We start from the raw sequence: 17286 nt of genomic DNA on the forward strand, positions 1-17286 counted from the left end.
ACGACGGCTGCGGTACCCGGGTCATTACCAGCCACGAAAAGCAGAAGTGGACCAAACGGCTACTCTACACGACTGGACGAATCGGACGTTTCCCTGGAAAGGCGGGGGAGAATGGTATCGTAGAAGTCTTTGGGCAGGAAAGGCTTGGTGAGGTAGGCGGTAAATCCGCTGGCCATGGCGCGCTCCTTTTCGTTGGAAAACGCCGACGCGGTAAGGGCAATAACCGGAATGCTGCGATCCAGGGTACGGATAGTCCGGGTAGCGTCAAAACCATCCATTTCCGGCATCCGTAAATCCATCAAAATTAAGTCATAGGAGGTAGCCTTGAATTTTTCGATAGCGTCCAGACCGTTTACCGCCGTTTCAAACTGGATTCCCCGGCGCTTAAGGAAGTTCGTAGCAACCAGCAGGTTAATAGGGTTGTCATCCACGACCAGCACGCGGGCGTGCGAAAAGGTATCCGTAGCCTCTACCTGAGCGAGTGTTTCCTGAACGGGTTGCTCCTCGAGGTAAGGAAAATCAATGGAAAACGTAAAGCTGGAACCTCTTCCCACTTCGCTGAACAACTGTATTTCACTACCAAACAGTTGCAGTAATTCCTTGGAAATAGCCAGTCCCAGGCCCGTGCCCCCGTACTGCCGGTGCGTAGCTACGCTGGCCTGGGTAAAGCTCTCAAAAATAGCAGGTTGTTGCTCATACGGGATACCAATACCGGTATCAATGATCATAAAATGCAGCCGCACTTTACGTTCATCCTTGTTTATTACCTTTACTACCAGCTTCACCGACCCTTTTTCGGTAAACTTTATGGCGTTGTGAATCAGGTTGTTAAGAATCTGGTTGAGCCTTACCTTGTCACCCACAATCTGAGTCGGAATATCAGTATCTATTTTGAACAGCAAGTCGAGCTTTTTCTCGGCGGCTTTGGGAATAAAGGTTTTTTCCAGGTTTTTTAGCAAAGTCCTGACTTCAAAGGGAATTGGGTCAAGCTGTACGTGGTTGGAGTTAATTTTATTAAAGTCCAGGATATCATTTACAACGGCCATCAGGTGATCCGCTGAGAACTTAAGCGTTTGTACCAGGTCAGCCTGGAAATCATTTTTCTTACCATCCTGCAGCATCAGATGCACCACGCCTACTATGCCATTGAGCGGCGTACGGATTTCGTGGCTCATCATGGAAAGAAACTCCGACTTGGCCCGGGTAGCTTGTTCGGCAATGGTCTTCTGCTTTTCGAGGGCTTCGTTTTGCTTTTGAAGCGTGTGCCGGAGGTAAAACTCTTTCTTGTCTTTTTCAAAACGCATCCGGCTCAGGTAAGGATAGACCAGATAAGCCCCCAGCATAAAAAGGCCTCCTTCACCCAAAAACTTGGGGAAGGAGGCGGGGTTGTGTAGGTAGACTGCCGTTGGAAATAAAATAAGAGGTACTATGGCCGCTATCAGGGCATATCTGAAATTCCAGCGGACTATCAGTAGCGTGAACAGCAGAACCAGAATGATGTTAAATGTTTCGCGTTCGTAGGTTTTGTGGGGAATGGACCAGAGCAAATAAGCATGAAAAACAGAAGCGACCAGAATGCAGTACAACGCCAGATTGACATTGCTGATCTTGTTTTTGAAATTCAATAGCAGGAGCACCGTAAGGATAGCGCTGGTCAATAACTGGATGGTAAGTACCTCTGAAACGTAGGGGCTGTTACTAATCAGAAAAAGGAGACTTGTGATCGGGTAGCCAAGAATAAAAGATAGGGTAAGCATCCGGTGGCTCGAACGCGATCGAACTTCAAGCTCTCTCTTCCAGAGATTGTTATACTGATATGAATAGTCAGCTTTGTCCAAGTAAATAGTGGGATTTTGTAGCGGATGTACAAAAATACAGTTTTTCTAATAACAGAATAATAAGGAGCTTTACAAGCAAAAATCCCGCCAAAATAGATTTTCTGACGGAATTTTTGAAAATAAAACAGCTGAATAGTCTTAATTCCGAGATGGCTTGCCGCCAGTCAGTAATCCCTGCATGCGTTCCAGTGTCTTCTTTTCCCCGCAGAGCGACAGAAAGGCTTCCCGCTCCAGGTCAAGCAAATACTGTTCCGTTACGTTTTGTGGGTAACTAAGATCGCCCCCGCAAATCACATGGGCCAGCTTGTTGGCAATTTTGACGTCGTGGTCGCTGATGTAGTTAGCCATGCGCATCTGAGCAATACCCGCCTGAAACAACGCGATACCCGTTTTCCCCTGCACTTTAATGTCGGTACGCTGGGTAGGCTGGGTGTAGCCGTTGTCGGCCAGCTCCAGAGCCGCCTGTTTGGCTTCTGCGAGGAGGCGGCTGCGGTTCAGTACTATCTGGTCCTTATCCTGCAGGTAGTTCATTTCGTAGGCTTCCTGCGCCGAGGTAGATACCTTGGCCTGCGCAATATTCATGAAGGCATTCTGTAGTACGTTCAGTTCGGGGTCGCCTGTGCGATAGAGGTCAGAGCAGCGAACGGCCATTTCCTTGGTACCTCCTCCGGCGGGTATGAGCCCTACGCCCAACTCTACCAGCCCCATGTAGGTTTCGGCGTGGGCTACCACTTTATCGGCGTGCAGGTTAAGTTCGCAGCCGCCGCCCAGCGCCAGCGTGTGCGGCGCCGTCACGACCGGGATGGACGAGTAGCGGGCGCGCATGATGGTTTGCTGGAACTGCGCGATCATGAGGTTGATCTCATCAAAGTCCTGCTCAAGGGCAAACATGAACAGCATAGCCAGGTTGGCTCCCGCCGAAAACGCCTCGGTAGACTCATTCCCAATGACCAGCCCGCGGAAATCTTTTTCGGCCAGGCTGATACCCTTCTGTACACCTTCCACTACCTCAGCACCGAACGTGTTCATTTTGGAGTGGAATTCCAGGTTGACGATGCCGTCACCAATGTCGTAGAGGGTAGCGCCCGCGTTTTTCCAGACTATGTTGTCGGAGTAGTTGCTCAGGATGACAAAGCTCTCCTGCCCCGGTACCGGCTGATAGCTCTTCGTCGGAATATCATAGTACAGGCGTTTGCCTTTTTCTACTTTGTAGAACGACTCCTGACCGGCTTCAACCATTTCATACACCCAGTTGGCTGGTTTTTTGTCGAGTCCTTCCATGATACCCAGCATTTTCTTTAACCCAATGGCATCCCAGGTTTCGAAAAGGCCCATCTGCCAGCCAAAACCGGCTGTAATAGCCTGGTCAATGCGGTAGAGTTCGTCAGAGATTTCGGGTATGCGGTAGGTAGCATAGCGGAAGGCATCGGTGAAGGTGCGGCGGTAAAACTCCCCGGCTTTGTCCTTGCCATCCAGCAGTACCCCAAAACGCTTTGAAAGGTTATCGATGGCTTTGGTACCTTCCAGCGTAGCGAACTTCACTTTTTCGCTGGGGCGGTACTCCATGGTATCAAAGGCCAGCGCCATAATGACCGTCTTGCCTTTTTCATCTTTAGTCTTTTTATAAAAGCCCTGTCCCGATTTATCGCCCAGGCGTTTGGCTTCAAATAGTCGCTGCATAATGGGGGGCAGCATAAAAGCCTCCCGCGACTCGTCGGTACCTTCGCCCGACGTGTACAGGTTATTGGCAACGTGTACGGTAGTATCCAGCCCCACCAGGTCCGACAGGCGGAAGGTACCTGACTTGGGGCGGCCGACCACCGGTCCGGTGAGCTTGTCTACCTCCTCGACGGTTAGCCCCAGTTCTTCGGCGGTACGGATGGTCTGTACCATGGCAAAGATACCCAGCCGGTTGGCAATAAAGCCGGGAGTGTCTTTACCCAGTACCGTAGTCTTACCCAGGAAGAGGTCACCGTAGTGCATCAGGAAGTCAACGATGGCCGGGTCGGTCTGGGGGCCGGGGATAATCTCCAGCAGGCGCAGGTAGCGGGGCGGATTGAAGAAGTGTGTACCGCAAAAATGCTGCTGAAAGTCGTCACTACGGCCTTCCGACATGAGATGGATAGGAATACCCGAGGTGTTGGAGGTAATGAGCGTACCCGGCTTGCGTACTTGGTCTACTTTTTCAAAGAGACTTTTCTTAATGTCCAGGCGCTCTACTACTACCTCAATGATCCAGTCGTAGCCCTTTATATCTTTAAGATTATCGTCAAAATTGCCCAGCTTAATCCGGTCCGCAAACTTAGGGCTGTACAGAGCCGCCGGGGAGCCTTTGAGAGTACTTTGGAAGGATTCATTGACAATACGATTGCGTACGGCCGGGTGTTCCAGCGTGAGTCCTTTGGCGGTTTCGGCCTCGGTAAGCTCACGGGGTACTATGTCCAGCAGCAGTACCTGTACACCGATATTGGCAAAATGACACGCGATGCGCGAGCCCATGATTCCGGAACCCAGTACGGCTACTTTACGAATTGAACGATTCATACGTTGACTAATTATAGAGTGGTTTTAGTATTACAGGAGGCAGAACATGGGACTACAGATCTTCAGGCCCGTCTCCCGCTTTAAGTTTTTGATTTTCTTCTTCCACCATGTGGTTTATTTCTTTAATCACATCCAGAAACACGACAAGTTTTTCCAGCGGTATCTTTTCACGAATCATGTTGTTGAAGGTAAGTACCCCCTCCCGCGCCATCTCGCGCTTGCGGCGGCCTTCTTCGGTAAGCATGATATGGACAAAACGTTTGTCTGTTTCGTGTACTTCGCGCCGGATCAGGCCTCTTTCTTCGAGGTTCTTGAGCATCCTGACCAGACTTCGTGGTTCCATACCCAGCAACGGGGCTATTTTGGTGGCCGGAGTACCATTTTCGCTGTCAATATTCAGCAACACATAGCCGGTTGCCATGGTCATGTCGAAGCGGGCAGCGTAGGCGTTGTACATCCGGGATATCGAATGCCAGGCCCATTTTATATGAAAGTCCACTGTTTTTTCCTTGCGCATACCTGTCAGTTCTTATGTGGCGTCAGAATAGTCCTTCTACAAATGTACTAAAATAGGATGATATTATGCAAGCATACTATTTTTAGAAACCTGCTACTTTATCTCAATAAAGAGGTAGGTATAAGGCAGGGCGAAGCTACGGAGCGGTAGCTTCAAGGGGTTGGGGAGCCGCGTCGATGGGTTTTACCTGCCGGGCTATGAAGATACTGAGAAAGATGGCCGTTATGGCAAAGAAGCCCACCAGCCCGTAGTTGGTTACCTGTCCTTCGGGTGTTTTGCCCACAATAAGACCGGCACTGTAAGCGGCCAACGACTGGGCCAGCAGCTGAACGGAAGAATTGATCGCCATAAAACCGCCGCGCTGAACCGGACTGACCACGGAAGTAACCATGGCCTGCGTAGGTACCAGACGGCCGTTGGAGAAAATAAAGAACAAGCCCGATACGAACAGTACATACGCCAGTGGTGAAGGGGGCATGTGGGTAATGAGGTAAATCGGCAGCAGGGACAACAGCGCAAATACCACAAAGACGGGGTACTTGCCCTTCTGATCAGCAATTCTGCCTACCAGCGGCGCCGTGAATATAGTAAGCGCCCCGCCCACCAGGTAAATCAGGTACACATTGGATTCACTAAACCCGACATTAGAAACCAGGTAGGGGGTTATAAAAGGAATAATACTGAAATGCCCCAGCATAATAGTAGTAGTCAGAAACAGTGCGCGGAGCTGATTGGGGTTGCTGGCAATGTTGGTCAGGACCGCAAACGGGTTGGTGCGCTGCTGCCGGCTTTGAACGTGGGCGTTCATGATAGGAACAAAGCGCCAGATCAGGAAAAGTACCCCTATTCCCAGCACCCCCACAAACACAAACGGAGCGTGCCAGCTGAACCGCGTGGCAATGTACAACCCGAAAGGTACCCCCGCCACCGAGGCCGCCGAAAAGGCCGTCATGACAATGGACATGGCCTGGGCGCGGCGTTCGTAAGAAAACACGTCGCCCACAATGGAAAGTACCTGCGACCCCAGTACCCCGCCAAAGATACCCGCCAGGGCGCGGGCGGCAATGAGCAGCCAGTAGGTTGGCGCTATGGCACAGGCCAGCGTACCCACCACAAAACCACTGTAGGCCAGCATTACCACGTACTTACGGGGAAAGCGGTCAACAAAGAAAGCGGCCACAAAGCCGGAGATACCGGCACTGAGACTGTACGAAGACACAATCAGGGCGAACTCCTGCGGGCCAATGCCAAAGTACCGCATGAGCTGCGGACCCAACGGCATCATAATCATGAAATCAACGATATGGGTAAAGTTGATACAGGCCAGTACAAGCAGCAGCAGTCGTTCGCCTCGGGTCATTCGTTATTCAAGTTTGAAAGTCATAGGTCTTATTTTTCACTGACCAGCTTATCTACCAGCCGGTTGAAATCCTCCACAAATTCATCGTAGTAGTGGCCGGTGCCGGGTCCGGAAAAGCCGGTATGTATTTCCCGGACCTTTCCTTTTTTATCAATAAAAATCGTGGTCGGGAACGACATGATGTGGTTCAGCATGGGAAGCGCCAAAGCAGCCGAATCCTTTTCGCTCTGTCCGGCCAGCAGTACCGGGTACTCAATATCGTAGCGGTCTACCATGCGCCGGAGCTTGGGGGCGGAATCTTCCAGCCGGGTCGAACGCTCAAAAGAAAGACCTGCAATTTCGACGCCCCGGTCGCGGTTCTGCTTGTACCAGGGCGACAGAAAATTGGTTTCGTCCATGCAATTGGGACACCACGAGCCCATAATCTGCAGGATCACGACTTTGTTTTTAAAGCGGGCATCGCTGAGCGATACTTTTTCTCCTTCGGCGTTGGGGAAGCTGAAAGATATGGTTTCGTAGCCGGGCTTCAGGTACGTAAGTTTGGTAGCATCGGGTAGTTGGGCGTTTGCATCCCGACGGGCCGTCCAGCTTTCGTAGTCCGTCACGCCCGACCAGAAACCGCCTTTCAGCGAGCCGTCGGGCTGAAAAGCCGCTTTGAACAGAAAGGCATGGTTACCGTCAAAGCACGACAGGTACAGGCTGTCGCCCCTGACACTACCCGCCAGGTAGCGGTAGTCGCCGGTTGGGGTCAGGAAGGTACCTTGTACAGCCGGGCCTTTTTGTTCGAATACGCCTACGGCAACCGTAGAGTCCTGGGTTTCGGAACTGCGGAAAAGCGTAGCCCATTTTCCCCCGGCCGATTTATCAGATGTTTGGTTCTCCTCCTTAAAAAAGCGGTACGTGTCGCCGTGGGTGGCTGCAAACGGGAGGGTACCTACCACCTGGCCCAAGCGGCTGCGCTTCCACACGCCCGACAGGCGATCGCCTTCAACTTTGGCTACCAGGTCCGACTCAAAAAGCTGCATGGGAATATGTAACGAGTCATTTTCGACGTAGGCCGTATCCAGCCGGAGTCGCTCAGTACCGTTAATGGAGTAAACCGTGTAGGTTTTCTGGTCAGGATTGGCCTGAATGTCCAGCAGAAAAGGGAGTGTCTGTCCGTCGCGGGTGAGGGTAGCGCGCCAGGTGCCGTTTTTAACCGAAGGACCGGAAGCAGAAGTGCAGGCGGCTGAAATAAAGACTCCAAAGAGGGCAAACCAGAGCAGAATTCGTATCATAATCAGTTAATTGGCAATTCAGCGGGGATTTTTATGGAAAATTAAATCAGCAGCAAGCAGCCATGCGTACCATTGAAAATTGCTAAGTTTGTAACGGCCCCCCGGCAAGAATAAGTTCCTTACTACGTTGCTTTTTAAGAGAATGGAAACAGAGAATAGCTATCACGATCCGGTCATGCTTCAGGAATGCCTGAAGGGGCTGAATATTACCCCCGAAGGTACTTACATGGACGTGACGTTCGGGGGAGGAGGTCATTCAAAAGCCATTCTCGAACAACTAACCACGGGGCGCCTGCTGGCCTTCGACCAGGATGCCGATGCGGCGGCCAATGCGGCGGCTCTGCGCGAAAACCCCCGCTTTATGTTTATACCGGCCAACTTCCGGCACCTGCGTAGGTACCTGCGTTTGTACAAAGCGGAGCCCGTAGACGGTATCCTAGCCGACCTGGGGGTTTCGTCGCACCAGTTCGATACGCCGGAGCGGGGCTTTTCCACCCGCTTTGAGGCCGAACTGGATATGCGCATGAACCAGCAGGGCGACAAAACCGCCCGGCAAATCCTGAATGACTATACGGTGGCGGACCTGCAGCGGGTACTGGGGCGATACGGTGAAGTCCAGAATGCCCGCACGGCCGCGGAGGCTATTTTTGCCGCCCGCCACAACACCCCCATCGAAACGGTCAACGACCTGAAAGGTATATTACAACGCTACGCTCCGCGCCACCGCGAAAACAAGTACTTCGCGCAGGTGTTTCAGGCGCTGCGAATTGAGGTAAATGACGAAATGGCGGTATTGGAAGAGTTTCTTGAGCAGGTACCCGAGGTACTCAAGCCCGGCGGACGGCTGGTGGTGATGTCGTACCATTCGCTGGAAGACCGCCTGGTCAAGAACTTTATCAACAAAGGCAAGTTTGAAGGAGAGGTGGAGAAAGATTTTTTCGGTAATGAGATCAAGCCCCTGCACGGCGTTACCCGTAAACCCCTGGAGGCCACGGCCGAAGAAGTAGCCCGGAACCCGCGCGCCCGCAGCGCTAAGCTGCGTATTGCTGAAAAGATTGATAGTAAAGCCTGATAACCAGCTAAAAACGAAAATATTCGGATGACCATCAACAAGCATAAAGTACTTCCCAAACCGCCGCGCCCCCGGCGGCAGTACAAGCTATTCAACTGGCTGAACCGTTTCCTTCCGCTGGACCGGGTATTCGGAGAAAAAGAACCCGGTAAGGAAGAGCGCGTGCCGGTCAAGTACTTCTACTACCTGGCCTGGCTGGTACTGCTGCTGGTAATCTATGAGCGGATCGGGTACATGTCGGAGCAGTACGTGCGCACCAGCCTGAAGCTGAAAAGCGAGGTAGAAGACCTGCGGGCGGAGTATACTTCCATTAAGGCCGAGTACATGAAAAGCGGAAAGCAGTCCGAAATCATTGAGAAAATGAAAGCGTCGGGTCTGGAGGAAAACCTGATTCCCCCGCATAAAATAGTGGCCGGGCCACCAGCCCAAAAGAGATAACGCCCTGACTTATTTCCCCATTGAACATAAAGATAAAACAGCAGTAGAACCAGTACAGCATGAGAAGCAGTAGAGAGGGAGGCCAGAACAACAAGCAGGCGCTGATATACCGGGCACGCACAGTGTCAGGTTTCTTGCTGCTGCTGGCGGTTGTGGTGTTTGTCAAGCTTATCCGGGTGCAGTTTTACGAAACGTTCAAAGGCAAAAAATGGTCGGCCTACGCGGAGCAGAACGACCTCAAGCTGGATACCATTCCGGCCATGCGGGGCAATATCTACTCCAGCGACGGTAGCCTGCTGGCTACTTCTTTGCCCTACTACTACGTAGGTCTGGACGTAAAGGCTTCCTCGGAGGCTTATTTTGATAAAAACATTGATGCCCTGGTAAACAAGCTGGTGAGGCACTTCGGGGAGTACTCGGCGGAGCGGTATAAGCAGCGGATTGTAGCTATACGCCGGAGCAAGCGCTCCCGCTACCTGCGCCTGAAGAGCCGGGAAATTAGCTACCTGGAGCGGGAGAAAGTACTGGACTGGCCTTTCTTCAGGCGTGAAAAGGGAGGAGGGGGCGGTAAGTTCGAAACCGTGTACCGGCGGTATGAACCATTTATGCCCATGGCCGACCGTACCATCGGGGGGCTGAACCCGCGCACCGGTAAAGGATGGGTGGGTGTTGAAGCCAGTTTTGACAAAAAGCTGTCGGGCCGCAACGGCGTGGAACTGGTTGAGCGCGTGGAGGGAGGCGTGAGGATACCCGTGGGCGACGCGTTGAATATCCGGCCCGAGCCCGGCCTCGATGTATATACTACGCTGGACATGAACTTCCAGGATATGGCCGAGTCGGCCCTGCGGCGTACGCTGCGCCAGTACCAGGCCGACTACGGCTGTGTGGTGGTGATGGAAGTAGCTACGGGCGAAATACGGGCAATGGCCAACCTCACCCGGCGGGGCGACCAGGACTACCGCGAGGTATTTAACTACGCCCTGGCGGGCAGTACCGATCCGGGCTCTACCTTTAAGTTGCCTACCATGATGGCGATCCTGGAAGAAACCGGCTTAGACCCCAACCGCGAATGGGTCAACACGGGCGACGGCCTGGTTCACTACCGGTCCGTCAAGATTGAAGATACCAAGCGGGGCGGCCACGGCAACATTACCGCGCGGGAGGTTATGGAAAAATCGTCCAACGTGGGGGTACACCTCCTGATGGAGAAGTACTTCTATCACAAGCCCGACAAGTACCTTCAGTACCTGAAGCAATTTCACCTGACTACCCCTACGGGCATTCATATGAAGGGCGAAAAACCGCCCCTGATCCGCGACCGGACTTCAAAACAGTGGAGCCGTACCTCGCTCACTTTTATGTCGTACGGCTACGAGCTGCAGATGACCCCCCTGCAAACCCTTACCCTTTACAACGCCGTGGCCAACGGCGGCTACTGGGTACGTCCCATGATGGTGCGCCAGATCCGGAATGCCGAAGAAGTAGTAGACCAGCTGGAACCCTACGTGGAGGAAACCCCGCTTTGTTCACCCCAAACCATCCGGAAGGTACAGCAAATGCTCGAAGGCGTAGTAGAGCGGGGTACCGCCCGTAACATCAGCGCCAGTCACTACCGCATAGCCGGCAAAACAGGTACCGCCCAGAAACTGGTAAATGGTCGCTACATGGTCGGGAGGTACTCGACCTCCTTTGCCGGGTACTTCCCGGCCGACAAGCCCAAGTACAGTTGTATTGTGGTGATAGACAGTCCGCGCGGGTTCAGTAAAGAGCAGCTGTATGCGGGCAGCGTAGCCGCCCCGGTATTCAAGGAAGTAGCGGACCGGATTTACGCCTACGACATCAGCATGCATAAGCCTACCCGGGAAAAGCCCGCCGAAATAGCTAAAACCGTAAAATGGGTGGGGAAAAGCAATGAACTGTCGGCCATTAGTAAAGCGCTGAACCTAACGCCGCTTCCCGAAGGGGAGGAATGGGTACAGGGCGCAGTGGCTTCGGCCGGAAAAGTAACCTGGCAGGCCCGGCCGGTAGAGCGGCCCGATGTACCGGATTTGCGCGGTATGGCCCTGCGCGACGCTTTGTATATTCTGGAAAACAAAGGATTCAGGGTGTCCTTCAAAGGAGCCGGTAAAGTAGTGGAGCAGTCACTGCCGCCGGGCTCGAAGGTATCGGGGCAGAAAAGCATTTTATTGACTTTACAGTAAACACAAATGGACCATTCAAATAAAAAAATACTAAGTGAATTATTGCGGGAAGTACCTGATGCTACCATAGTAGGAAGCACCGACCAGACCGTTAACGATATTACCCTGGATTCACGCCGGGCCGGACCGGATAGTATGTTCGTGGCTGTGCGGGGCACCCAGGCGGACGGTCACCAGTACATAGCAAAGGCCATTGAGCAGGGTACACGGGTCATACTTTGCGAAGAGCTACCCGCCGATACCCGGGCGGAGGTTACCTACGTACAGGTTCTGGATTCGGCCCGGGCTATGGGGCTGATGGCCTCGGCGTTTTACGGCCACCCGTCCCGTAGTTTCAAACTGATAGGCGTAACCGGTACCAACGGCAAGACCTCCGTTGCTACTTTTCTATTTCAGTTGTTCAGGGGGTTGGGCTACCGCTGCGGGCTGATTTCGACGGTACAGAACCAGATCGAGGATGAGGTCATTCCATCCACCCACACGACCCCCGACTCACCAAATCTGAACCGCCTGCTGACAGAGATGCACCGAAAAGGCTGTAACTACGTGTTTATGGAGGTAAGTTCGCACTCGGTGGTACAGCAGCGCATTGCCGGGCTTACCTTTGCCGGAGGTATTTTTACCAATATCACCCACGACCACCTCGATTTCCATAAAACGTTTGACAACTACATTGCCGCCAAGAAAGGGTTCTTTGACCAGCTACCCGCCGATGCCTTTGCGCTGGTAAATATTGATGACCGCCGGGGCGCGGTTATGGTGCAGAATACCAGGGCCAGGGTAGAGACCTATTCCCTCCAGACCATGGCGACCTTCCGGGGCAAGATGCTGGCCGATACGCTGCTGGGGATGCACATGGAGATCAACTCCCGGGAAATCTGGTTCCAGATCATCGGACGCTTCAATGCTTACAACCTGCTGTCGGCCTACGGGGCGGCGGTGCTGCTGGGCGAAGCGCCCGAAGAGGTACTTACAGAGCTATCCGGCCTGAAAAGTCCGGCGGGGCGGTTTGAACAGATACATTCGTCGGCTGATATTGTGGGCATTGTAGACTATGCCCATACGCCGGATGCCCTCCAGAACGTGCTGGAGACTATTTCACAGCTACGGCAGGGGAATGAACAGGTGTACACCGTAGTTGGGTGTGGAGGCAACAGGGACGCTGAGAAAAGGCCCCACATGGCGGCCATTGCCTGTAAATTCAGCGACCGGGTTATTCTGACTTCGGACAATCCGCGCCACGAAGACCCCCAGGCTATCCTGGATCAAATGATGAAAGGGGTACCTCCGCTGGATTTTAAAAAGGTAATTATCATTCCTAACCGGCGCGAAGCTATCTTTAAGGCCTGCTCGGGGGCCAATCCGCACGATATTGTGCTGGTAGCCGGGAAAGGCCACGAAACGTATCAGGAAATAAAAGGTGTAAAGCATAACTTTGATGACCGGGAGGTACTGCGGGAGGCTTTCGCGAGCCTCCAGACCGAAAAGTAGAGCCGAAAAAGTTAAAAATTAACACCCTGATTTACTTTAAAAGAGTTAAATAGCAGCACCATATAGTAAGTACTTGTTATATATTTCCCATTCATGCTTTACTACCTGTTTGAATACCTCGACCGCCATTACAATTTTCCGGGCGCAGGCGTGTTTCAGTATATTTCTTTTCGTGCCCTGGGTACTACGGTGCTGTCCCTGCTGATTGCCGCCGTGTTCGGTCAGCGATTGATTAGCTACCTCCGCCGTCAGCAGGTAGGCGAAACCATCCGGGATTTGGGCCTGACCGGGCAGCTGGAAAAAACAGGTACCCCTACCATGGGCGGGCTTATTATCCTGGCTGCCTTGCTGGTACCGGTCCTGCTATTCGCCAAATTGTCCAATGTGTATATAGTACTACTGATAATTACGGCCATCTGGACGGGCTTTATCGGCTTCATTGACGACTACATCAAGAAGTTCAGGAATAATAAGGAAGGACTCCATGGACTATTCAAAGTAGTAGGCCAGGTGGGGCTGGGCCTGATTGTGGGCGTGACGCTGTCCTTTAATGATAACGTCAAGATCAGGGTGTACGACAAGCCGGTGGTCAGTTCTACCATCGGGGAGGTGCAGCGCTATCACGACATCATTAATCCTACCATTACCACGGTACCTTTTATCAAGAACAACGAGTTTGACTACAGCTCTCTGCTCTTTGGCCTGGTGCCCGACGAGTACACCTGGATTGTCTATACCATCCTCGCGATTTTTATCATTACCGCCGTGTCTAACGGGGCCAATATCACCGATGGCATTGACGGCCTGGCGGCGGGTATATCCATCATCATTGCCCTGACGCTGGGCGTGCTGGCTTATTTGTCGGGTAACGCCCGCTTTTCGCAGTACCTCAACATCATGTACATACCCAACTCCGGTGAGCTGGTAATATTTTGTGCGGCTTTTGTGGGGGCCTGCGTGGGTTTTCTGTGGTACAATGCCTACCCGGCGCAGGTATTTATGGGTGATACGGGTAGTCTGATGCTGGGGGGAGTGATAGCGGTACTGTCGCTGGCGGTGCGGAAGGAGCTGATGATTCCGCTGCTGTGCGGGGTTTTTCTGGCCGAAAACCTGTCGGTAATTATGCAGGTGAGCTATTTTAAGTACACCCGAAAGAAATACGGGGAGGGTAGGCGTATCTTCCTGATGTCGCCGCTCCACCACCATTTCCAGAAGAAAGGATACCACGAATCTAAAATTGTTACCCGCTTCTGGGTAGTAGGTATTATTCTGGCTATTATGACGCTGGCAACGCTTAAACTGCGCTAACGGGCTGAGCCGGAGCCGGATAAAACTAAGGAAACATCTGCTTTAATAATTGGGTTGTAGTAGGTAGAAGCTGTATGCGTTTGCATGGCTTCTACCTATTTTTTTGTCAATCCATTCCATGTATGAAAGCAGAAACAGCGATCCTCGATCCGCTCTCCGAGCCGTACCCCTCCCCTGATCTTACTTCGCCCGCTTCCCTTCTGGGGCAGTACCAGAGCGTCAGGGCCTACACCGAAGCCCTTTGTAAGCCGTTACAGGTCGAAGACTATATTCCCCAGCCCGTTGAATTTATCAGTCCGCCCAAGTGGCACCTGGCGCATACTACCTGGTTTTTTGAGGAGTTTGTCCTCTGTAAATACCAGCCTGGCTACCAGAAGTACCACGCCGATTTCAGCTACCTTTTTAACAGTTATTACAACCACGTAGGTACCCGGGTCCTGCGCACGGACCGGGGCAATATCACCCGGCCCGGGGTGGAGGAAATCTATGCCTACCGTCGCTACGTGGATGAGGCAGCGCACGCGCTGCTTAGCCGTGAGGTTTCGGCTGAGCTGGAAGAGGTAGTAGTACTGGGACTCAACCACGAGCAGCAGCACCAGGAGCTCCTGATTACCGACCTGAAATACATACTGGGGCACAATCCTGTATTTCCGGTGTACCGGGAGGGATTTTCTTTAACGGAAGTAGCTAACCAGGAATCAGGTTTTGTATCGGTAAAAGAAGGCTTGTACGATATTGGCTTTACCGGCGAAGGCTTCTGCTATGACAATGAACTGGGGAGGCACAAGGTATACCTGGAGGCCTTTGACATCAGCAAAGCGCTGGTCACCAACGGCGAGTACCTTGAGTTTATGAATGATGGCGGTTACGGGCGCTTTGAGCTGTGGCTGGAGGAAGGCTGGCAGTGGGTAAACGAAAGCCAGGCCAGGGCGCCTTTGTACTGGCACCACATAGAGGACGACTGGTACTGCTATACCTTGAGTGGCTTACAAAAAGTAGCGCCCGACAGTATTCTGTGCCATATTAACTTTTACGAAGCGTCGGCCTTTGCCGAATGGAAAAAGATGCGGTTGCCGACGGAGTTTGAGTGGGAGGTAGCGTCGTCCCGGTTGCGCTGGGGAGAGCGCTGGGAGTGGACCAACAGTGCTTACCTGCCCTACCCGCGATTTAGTAAAGCCCCCGGAGCCATCGGGGAGTACAACGGCAAGTTTATGTGTAATCAGATGGTACTGCGGGGGGCCTCCACGGCTACTTCGCCTAACCACAGCCGGGCTACCTACCGTAATTTCTTCCACCCGCCCCTGCAGTGGCAGTGTACCGGTATCCGGTTGGTCCAATAAAAGAATAGATCCACATACATCCTAAAAAATACCCATGCCAGCGCACCCGAACGTAACACTTCAACTTAGCCCCTTCGCCGAAGATGTACTCAAGGGCCTTTCGGCCCCGGAGAAATTTGTCCCTTCCAAGTACTTCTACGACGATGCCGGCAGTCGTCTGTTTCAGGACATCATGCAGATGCCGGAGTACTACCTGACCCGCTCGGAAATGGAAATTCTGTCGCGGCAACCCGGCGGTATTGTTAGTGCGTTGCAGTTTGAGGAGCCTTTTAATATTGTGGAGCTGGGAGCGGGCGATGCTCTCAAGACCCAGGAGTTGCTCAAGTACCTGCATGCCCAGCGAACCCATTTTACCTATATTCCCATTGATATTTCGGAGGAGGCCATGCAGCAACTGCAGAGCAAGCTGAGCAGCAGCCTCCCTGACCTGCGGGTAAAGCCCGAAGTAGGTGACTATTTCGACATCCTGAAACAGCTCAATTTTAGCGGACGCTCTAACCTGTTTTTGTTTTTGGGCAGCAACATTGGCAACTACGAACCCGACGACGCCAAGGTACTTCTGGGTATGTTGTATAGCTACATGCAGCCGGGCGACAAGCTCCTCATCGGGTTTGACCTGCAGAAGAATCCGGCCGTTATCAAGAGCGCCTACGATGATGCCTCCGGTATAACCCGCTCTTTTAATCTCAACCTGCTCAGCCGGATGAACCGCGAGCTGGACGCTGATTTTCGGGAGGACCAATTTGATTTTTATTCCTACTACAACCCCTACAACGGCGAAGTTCGGAGTATGCTGGTGAGCTTGACCGGGCAGGAGGTAACCATAGGCGCTTTACAGAAAACATTTCGCTTTCAGGCCAACGAGCTTATCCGGACGGAGCTGTCCAAGAAGTACACTCTTTCCGAGATAGAGAATCTGGCGCAGGTGTGCGGTTATAAAGTAGAGCAGCATTTCTTTGACGGAAAGCGCTACTTTACGGACAGCCTCTGGCGAAAAGAATAACTGGACCCCCTCATACAGTTTATTTGGCGTGAATTTTGAGCGGTAGCTATCAACCGGTACCATCAGCAGGCTGGCTTGCCCGGGCAGAGAAAAGTTATAAATTTGTTTATCCAAACCATTAACACCTCTTCTACCGTTCCACACTATGCACCGACTACTACTGCTTCTTCCGGCCTTGCTAGGTACCTTTGCTGTTTACGCTCAGTCGTCCCAAAGGCCCTACGAAGACGAGCGACGTCTGTACGTAGAGGTGGGGGTGGGAGCGGGACTTTCAAAAGCCAGCCGGGCTTATTCCATAAATCCCTTGTTCCTGCCCAAAACGCGACTGGGCTGGCAGGTGTACCTGGCACCCCAGTACCTGATAACCGACCGCATCAATCTGGGCCTGCGCCTGGGCGGCGTATTCAGGCCAAAGTTCGACGACCCTGAGTCCAATAGTGTACTGCAGGGTAAATTTACCCCTTACGGATTAGCTTTTGCAGATTACTACCTGGGTAGTTCAGGTAGCAAGTCAGCAAAGTTTTTTCTGGGAATGGGAGTAGGCGCCACCTATATTGGCGAACTGGAAGCGCGTCATAACCAGACCAACCAGGTGTACCTGCTGCGCCGCCAGGAACGGGACGTGTTCCTTACGCTGGTACCCCGGGCGGGCGTGGCTTTCCGGGATTTCAAAATTCAGGTCGAGCATCTGGTTACTACTCCTTTCAATCCTGATATAACTTCCATCACTATCAGCAGCATGATTCCGGTTGGCAGGCCCGCCTACTATTGAGGAGTTCCGGGAAGTACTTTACCTTTTTTCGTATCGGTTACGCTTTTTTTAGGTACCTATAAAAAAGCACGGACCTTTCAGTCCGTGCCATCAGTACCTATGAACCCATAGAATCGTCTACTCCT

Annotated in this window: 13 protein-coding genes; 8 read left to right on the forward strand and 5 right to left on the reverse strand. The window is 52.5% G+C overall.

Translation table 11 applies throughout. The annotated features are described in order from the left end of the window. Window positions 1–59: 59 nt before the first annotated feature. The 5 genes from VGN67_RS23020 to VGN67_RS23040 form a co-directional block, all read right to left on the reverse strand. Window positions 60–1757: a response regulator gene (locus tag VGN67_RS23020; RefSeq protein WP_327489621.1), complete on the reverse strand. Its 1698-nt coding sequence runs from the start codon at window positions 1755–1757 to the stop codon at window positions 60–62. 219 nt (window positions 1758–1976) lie between these two features. Next, window positions 1977–4382 (reverse strand): 3-hydroxyacyl-CoA dehydrogenase/enoyl-CoA hydratase family protein, encoded by a 2406-nt coding sequence (locus tag VGN67_RS23025; RefSeq protein WP_327489623.1) that lies wholly within the window; start codon window positions 4380–4382, stop codon window positions 1977–1979. Between the two features lie 52 nt (window positions 4383–4434). Next, the gene (locus VGN67_RS23030; RefSeq protein WP_327489625.1) at window positions 4435–4899 is read right to left on the reverse strand and encodes a MarR family winged helix-turn-helix transcriptional regulator; all 465 of its coding nucleotides are present in this window, start codon (window positions 4897–4899) and stop codon (window positions 4435–4437) included. Window positions 4900–5035: 136 nt separating this feature from the next. Continuing rightward, complete coding sequence (locus VGN67_RS23035) at window positions 5036–6259, reverse strand: MFS transporter (RefSeq protein ID WP_327489627.1); 1224 nt, start codon at window positions 6257–6259, stop codon at window positions 5036–5038. 29 nt (window positions 6260–6288) lie between these two features. After that, window positions 6289–7536, reverse strand: coding sequence for a TlpA disulfide reductase family protein (locus VGN67_RS23040; RefSeq protein ID WP_327489629.1), 1248 nt, complete (start codon window positions 7534–7536; stop codon window positions 6289–6291). Window positions 7537–7678: 142 nt separating this feature from the next. Here VGN67_RS23040 and rsmH point away from each other — a divergent pair, with 142 nt between their 5' ends. From rsmH to VGN67_RS23080, 8 genes are all read left to right on the forward strand, one after another. After that, the gene (gene rsmH, locus VGN67_RS23045; protein WP_327489631.1) at window positions 7679–8608 is read left to right on the forward strand and encodes a 16S rRNA (cytosine(1402)-N(4))-methyltransferase RsmH; all 930 of its coding nucleotides are present in this window, start codon (window positions 7679–7681) and stop codon (window positions 8606–8608) included. A 27-nt stretch (window positions 8609–8635) separates the two neighbouring features. Then, window positions 8636–9046: an FtsL-like putative cell division protein gene (locus tag VGN67_RS23050; protein ID WP_327489634.1), complete on the forward strand. Its 411-nt coding sequence runs from the start codon at window positions 8636–8638 to the stop codon at window positions 9044–9046. A 59-nt stretch (window positions 9047–9105) separates the two neighbouring features. Continuing rightward, complete coding sequence (locus tag VGN67_RS23055) at window positions 9106–11247, forward strand: penicillin-binding protein (protein WP_327489636.1); 2142 nt, start codon at window positions 9106–9108, stop codon at window positions 11245–11247. Window positions 11248–11253: 6 nt separating this feature from the next. Next, entirely contained in the window at window positions 11254–12738 is a 1485-nt protein-coding gene (locus VGN67_RS23060; protein ID WP_327489638.1) for a UDP-N-acetylmuramoyl-L-alanyl-D-glutamate--2,6-diaminopimelate ligase, read from the forward strand. A gap of 93 nt (window positions 12739–12831) precedes the next feature. Beyond that, complete coding sequence (mraY, locus tag VGN67_RS23065; RefSeq protein WP_327489640.1) at window positions 12832–14046, forward strand: phospho-N-acetylmuramoyl-pentapeptide-transferase; 1215 nt, start codon at window positions 12832–12834, stop codon at window positions 14044–14046. Window positions 14047–14168: 122 nt separating this feature from the next. Then, window positions 14169–15386 carry an ergothioneine biosynthesis protein EgtB gene (gene egtB / locus VGN67_RS23070; RefSeq protein ID WP_327489642.1) on the forward strand — a complete coding sequence of 406 codons (1218 nt, stop codon included), beginning with the start codon at window positions 14169–14171 and terminating at the stop codon, window positions 15384–15386. Window positions 15387–15420: 34 nt separating this feature from the next. After that, entirely contained in the window at window positions 15421–16389 is a 969-nt protein-coding gene (egtD, locus tag VGN67_RS23075) for an L-histidine N(alpha)-methyltransferase (protein ID WP_327489644.1), read from the forward strand. A gap of 145 nt (window positions 16390–16534) precedes the next feature. Next, window positions 16535–17161: a hypothetical protein gene (locus tag VGN67_RS23080; protein ID WP_327489646.1), complete on the forward strand. Its 627-nt coding sequence runs from the start codon at window positions 16535–16537 to the stop codon at window positions 17159–17161. The last annotated feature ends 125 nt before the right edge of the window (window positions 17162–17286 follow it).

The sequence above is a fragment of the Telluribacter sp. genome (assembly GCF_035998675.1).
Classification (GTDB): domain Bacteria; phylum Bacteroidota; class Bacteroidia; order Cytophagales; family Spirosomataceae; genus Telluribacter.

What these genes read in the sequence shown, in the direction of transcription:
- VGN67_RS23020 (WP_327489621.1), bottom strand. Translation starts at nt 1,757, where the DNA reads ATGCTTACCCTATCTTTTATTCTTGGCTACCCGATCACAAGTCTCCTT.
- VGN67_RS23025 (WP_327489623.1), bottom strand. Translation starts at nt 4,382, where the DNA reads ATGAATCGTTCAATTCGTAAAGTAGCCGTACTGGGTTCCGGAATCATG.
- VGN67_RS23030 (WP_327489625.1), bottom strand. Translation starts at nt 4,899, where the DNA reads ATGCGCAAGGAAAAAACAGTGGACTTTCATATAAAATGGGCCTGGCAT.
- VGN67_RS23035 (WP_327489627.1), bottom strand. Translation starts at nt 6,259, where the DNA reads ATGACCCGAGGCGAACGACTGCTGCTGCTTGTACTGGCCTGTATCAAC.
- VGN67_RS23040 (WP_327489629.1), bottom strand. Translation starts at nt 7,536, where the DNA reads ATGATACGAATTCTGCTCTGGTTTGCCCTCTTTGGAGTCTTTATTTCA.
- rsmH (WP_327489631.1), top strand. Translation starts at nt 7,679, where the DNA reads ATGGAAACAGAGAATAGCTATCACGATCCGGTCATGCTTCAGGAATGC.
- VGN67_RS23050 (WP_327489634.1), top strand. Translation starts at nt 8,636, where the DNA reads ATGACCATCAACAAGCATAAAGTACTTCCCAAACCGCCGCGCCCCCGG.
- VGN67_RS23055 (WP_327489636.1), top strand. Translation starts at nt 9,106, where the DNA reads ATGAGAAGCAGTAGAGAGGGAGGCCAGAACAACAAGCAGGCGCTGATA.
- VGN67_RS23060 (WP_327489638.1), top strand. Translation starts at nt 11,254, where the DNA reads ATGGACCATTCAAATAAAAAAATACTAAGTGAATTATTGCGGGAAGTA.
- mraY (WP_327489640.1), top strand. Translation starts at nt 12,832, where the DNA reads ATGCTTTACTACCTGTTTGAATACCTCGACCGCCATTACAATTTTCCG.
- egtB (WP_327489642.1), top strand. Translation starts at nt 14,169, where the DNA reads ATGAAAGCAGAAACAGCGATCCTCGATCCGCTCTCCGAGCCGTACCCC.
- egtD (WP_327489644.1), top strand. Translation starts at nt 15,421, where the DNA reads ATGCCAGCGCACCCGAACGTAACACTTCAACTTAGCCCCTTCGCCGAA.
- VGN67_RS23080 (WP_327489646.1), top strand. Translation starts at nt 16,535, where the DNA reads ATGCACCGACTACTACTGCTTCTTCCGGCCTTGCTAGGTACCTTTGCT.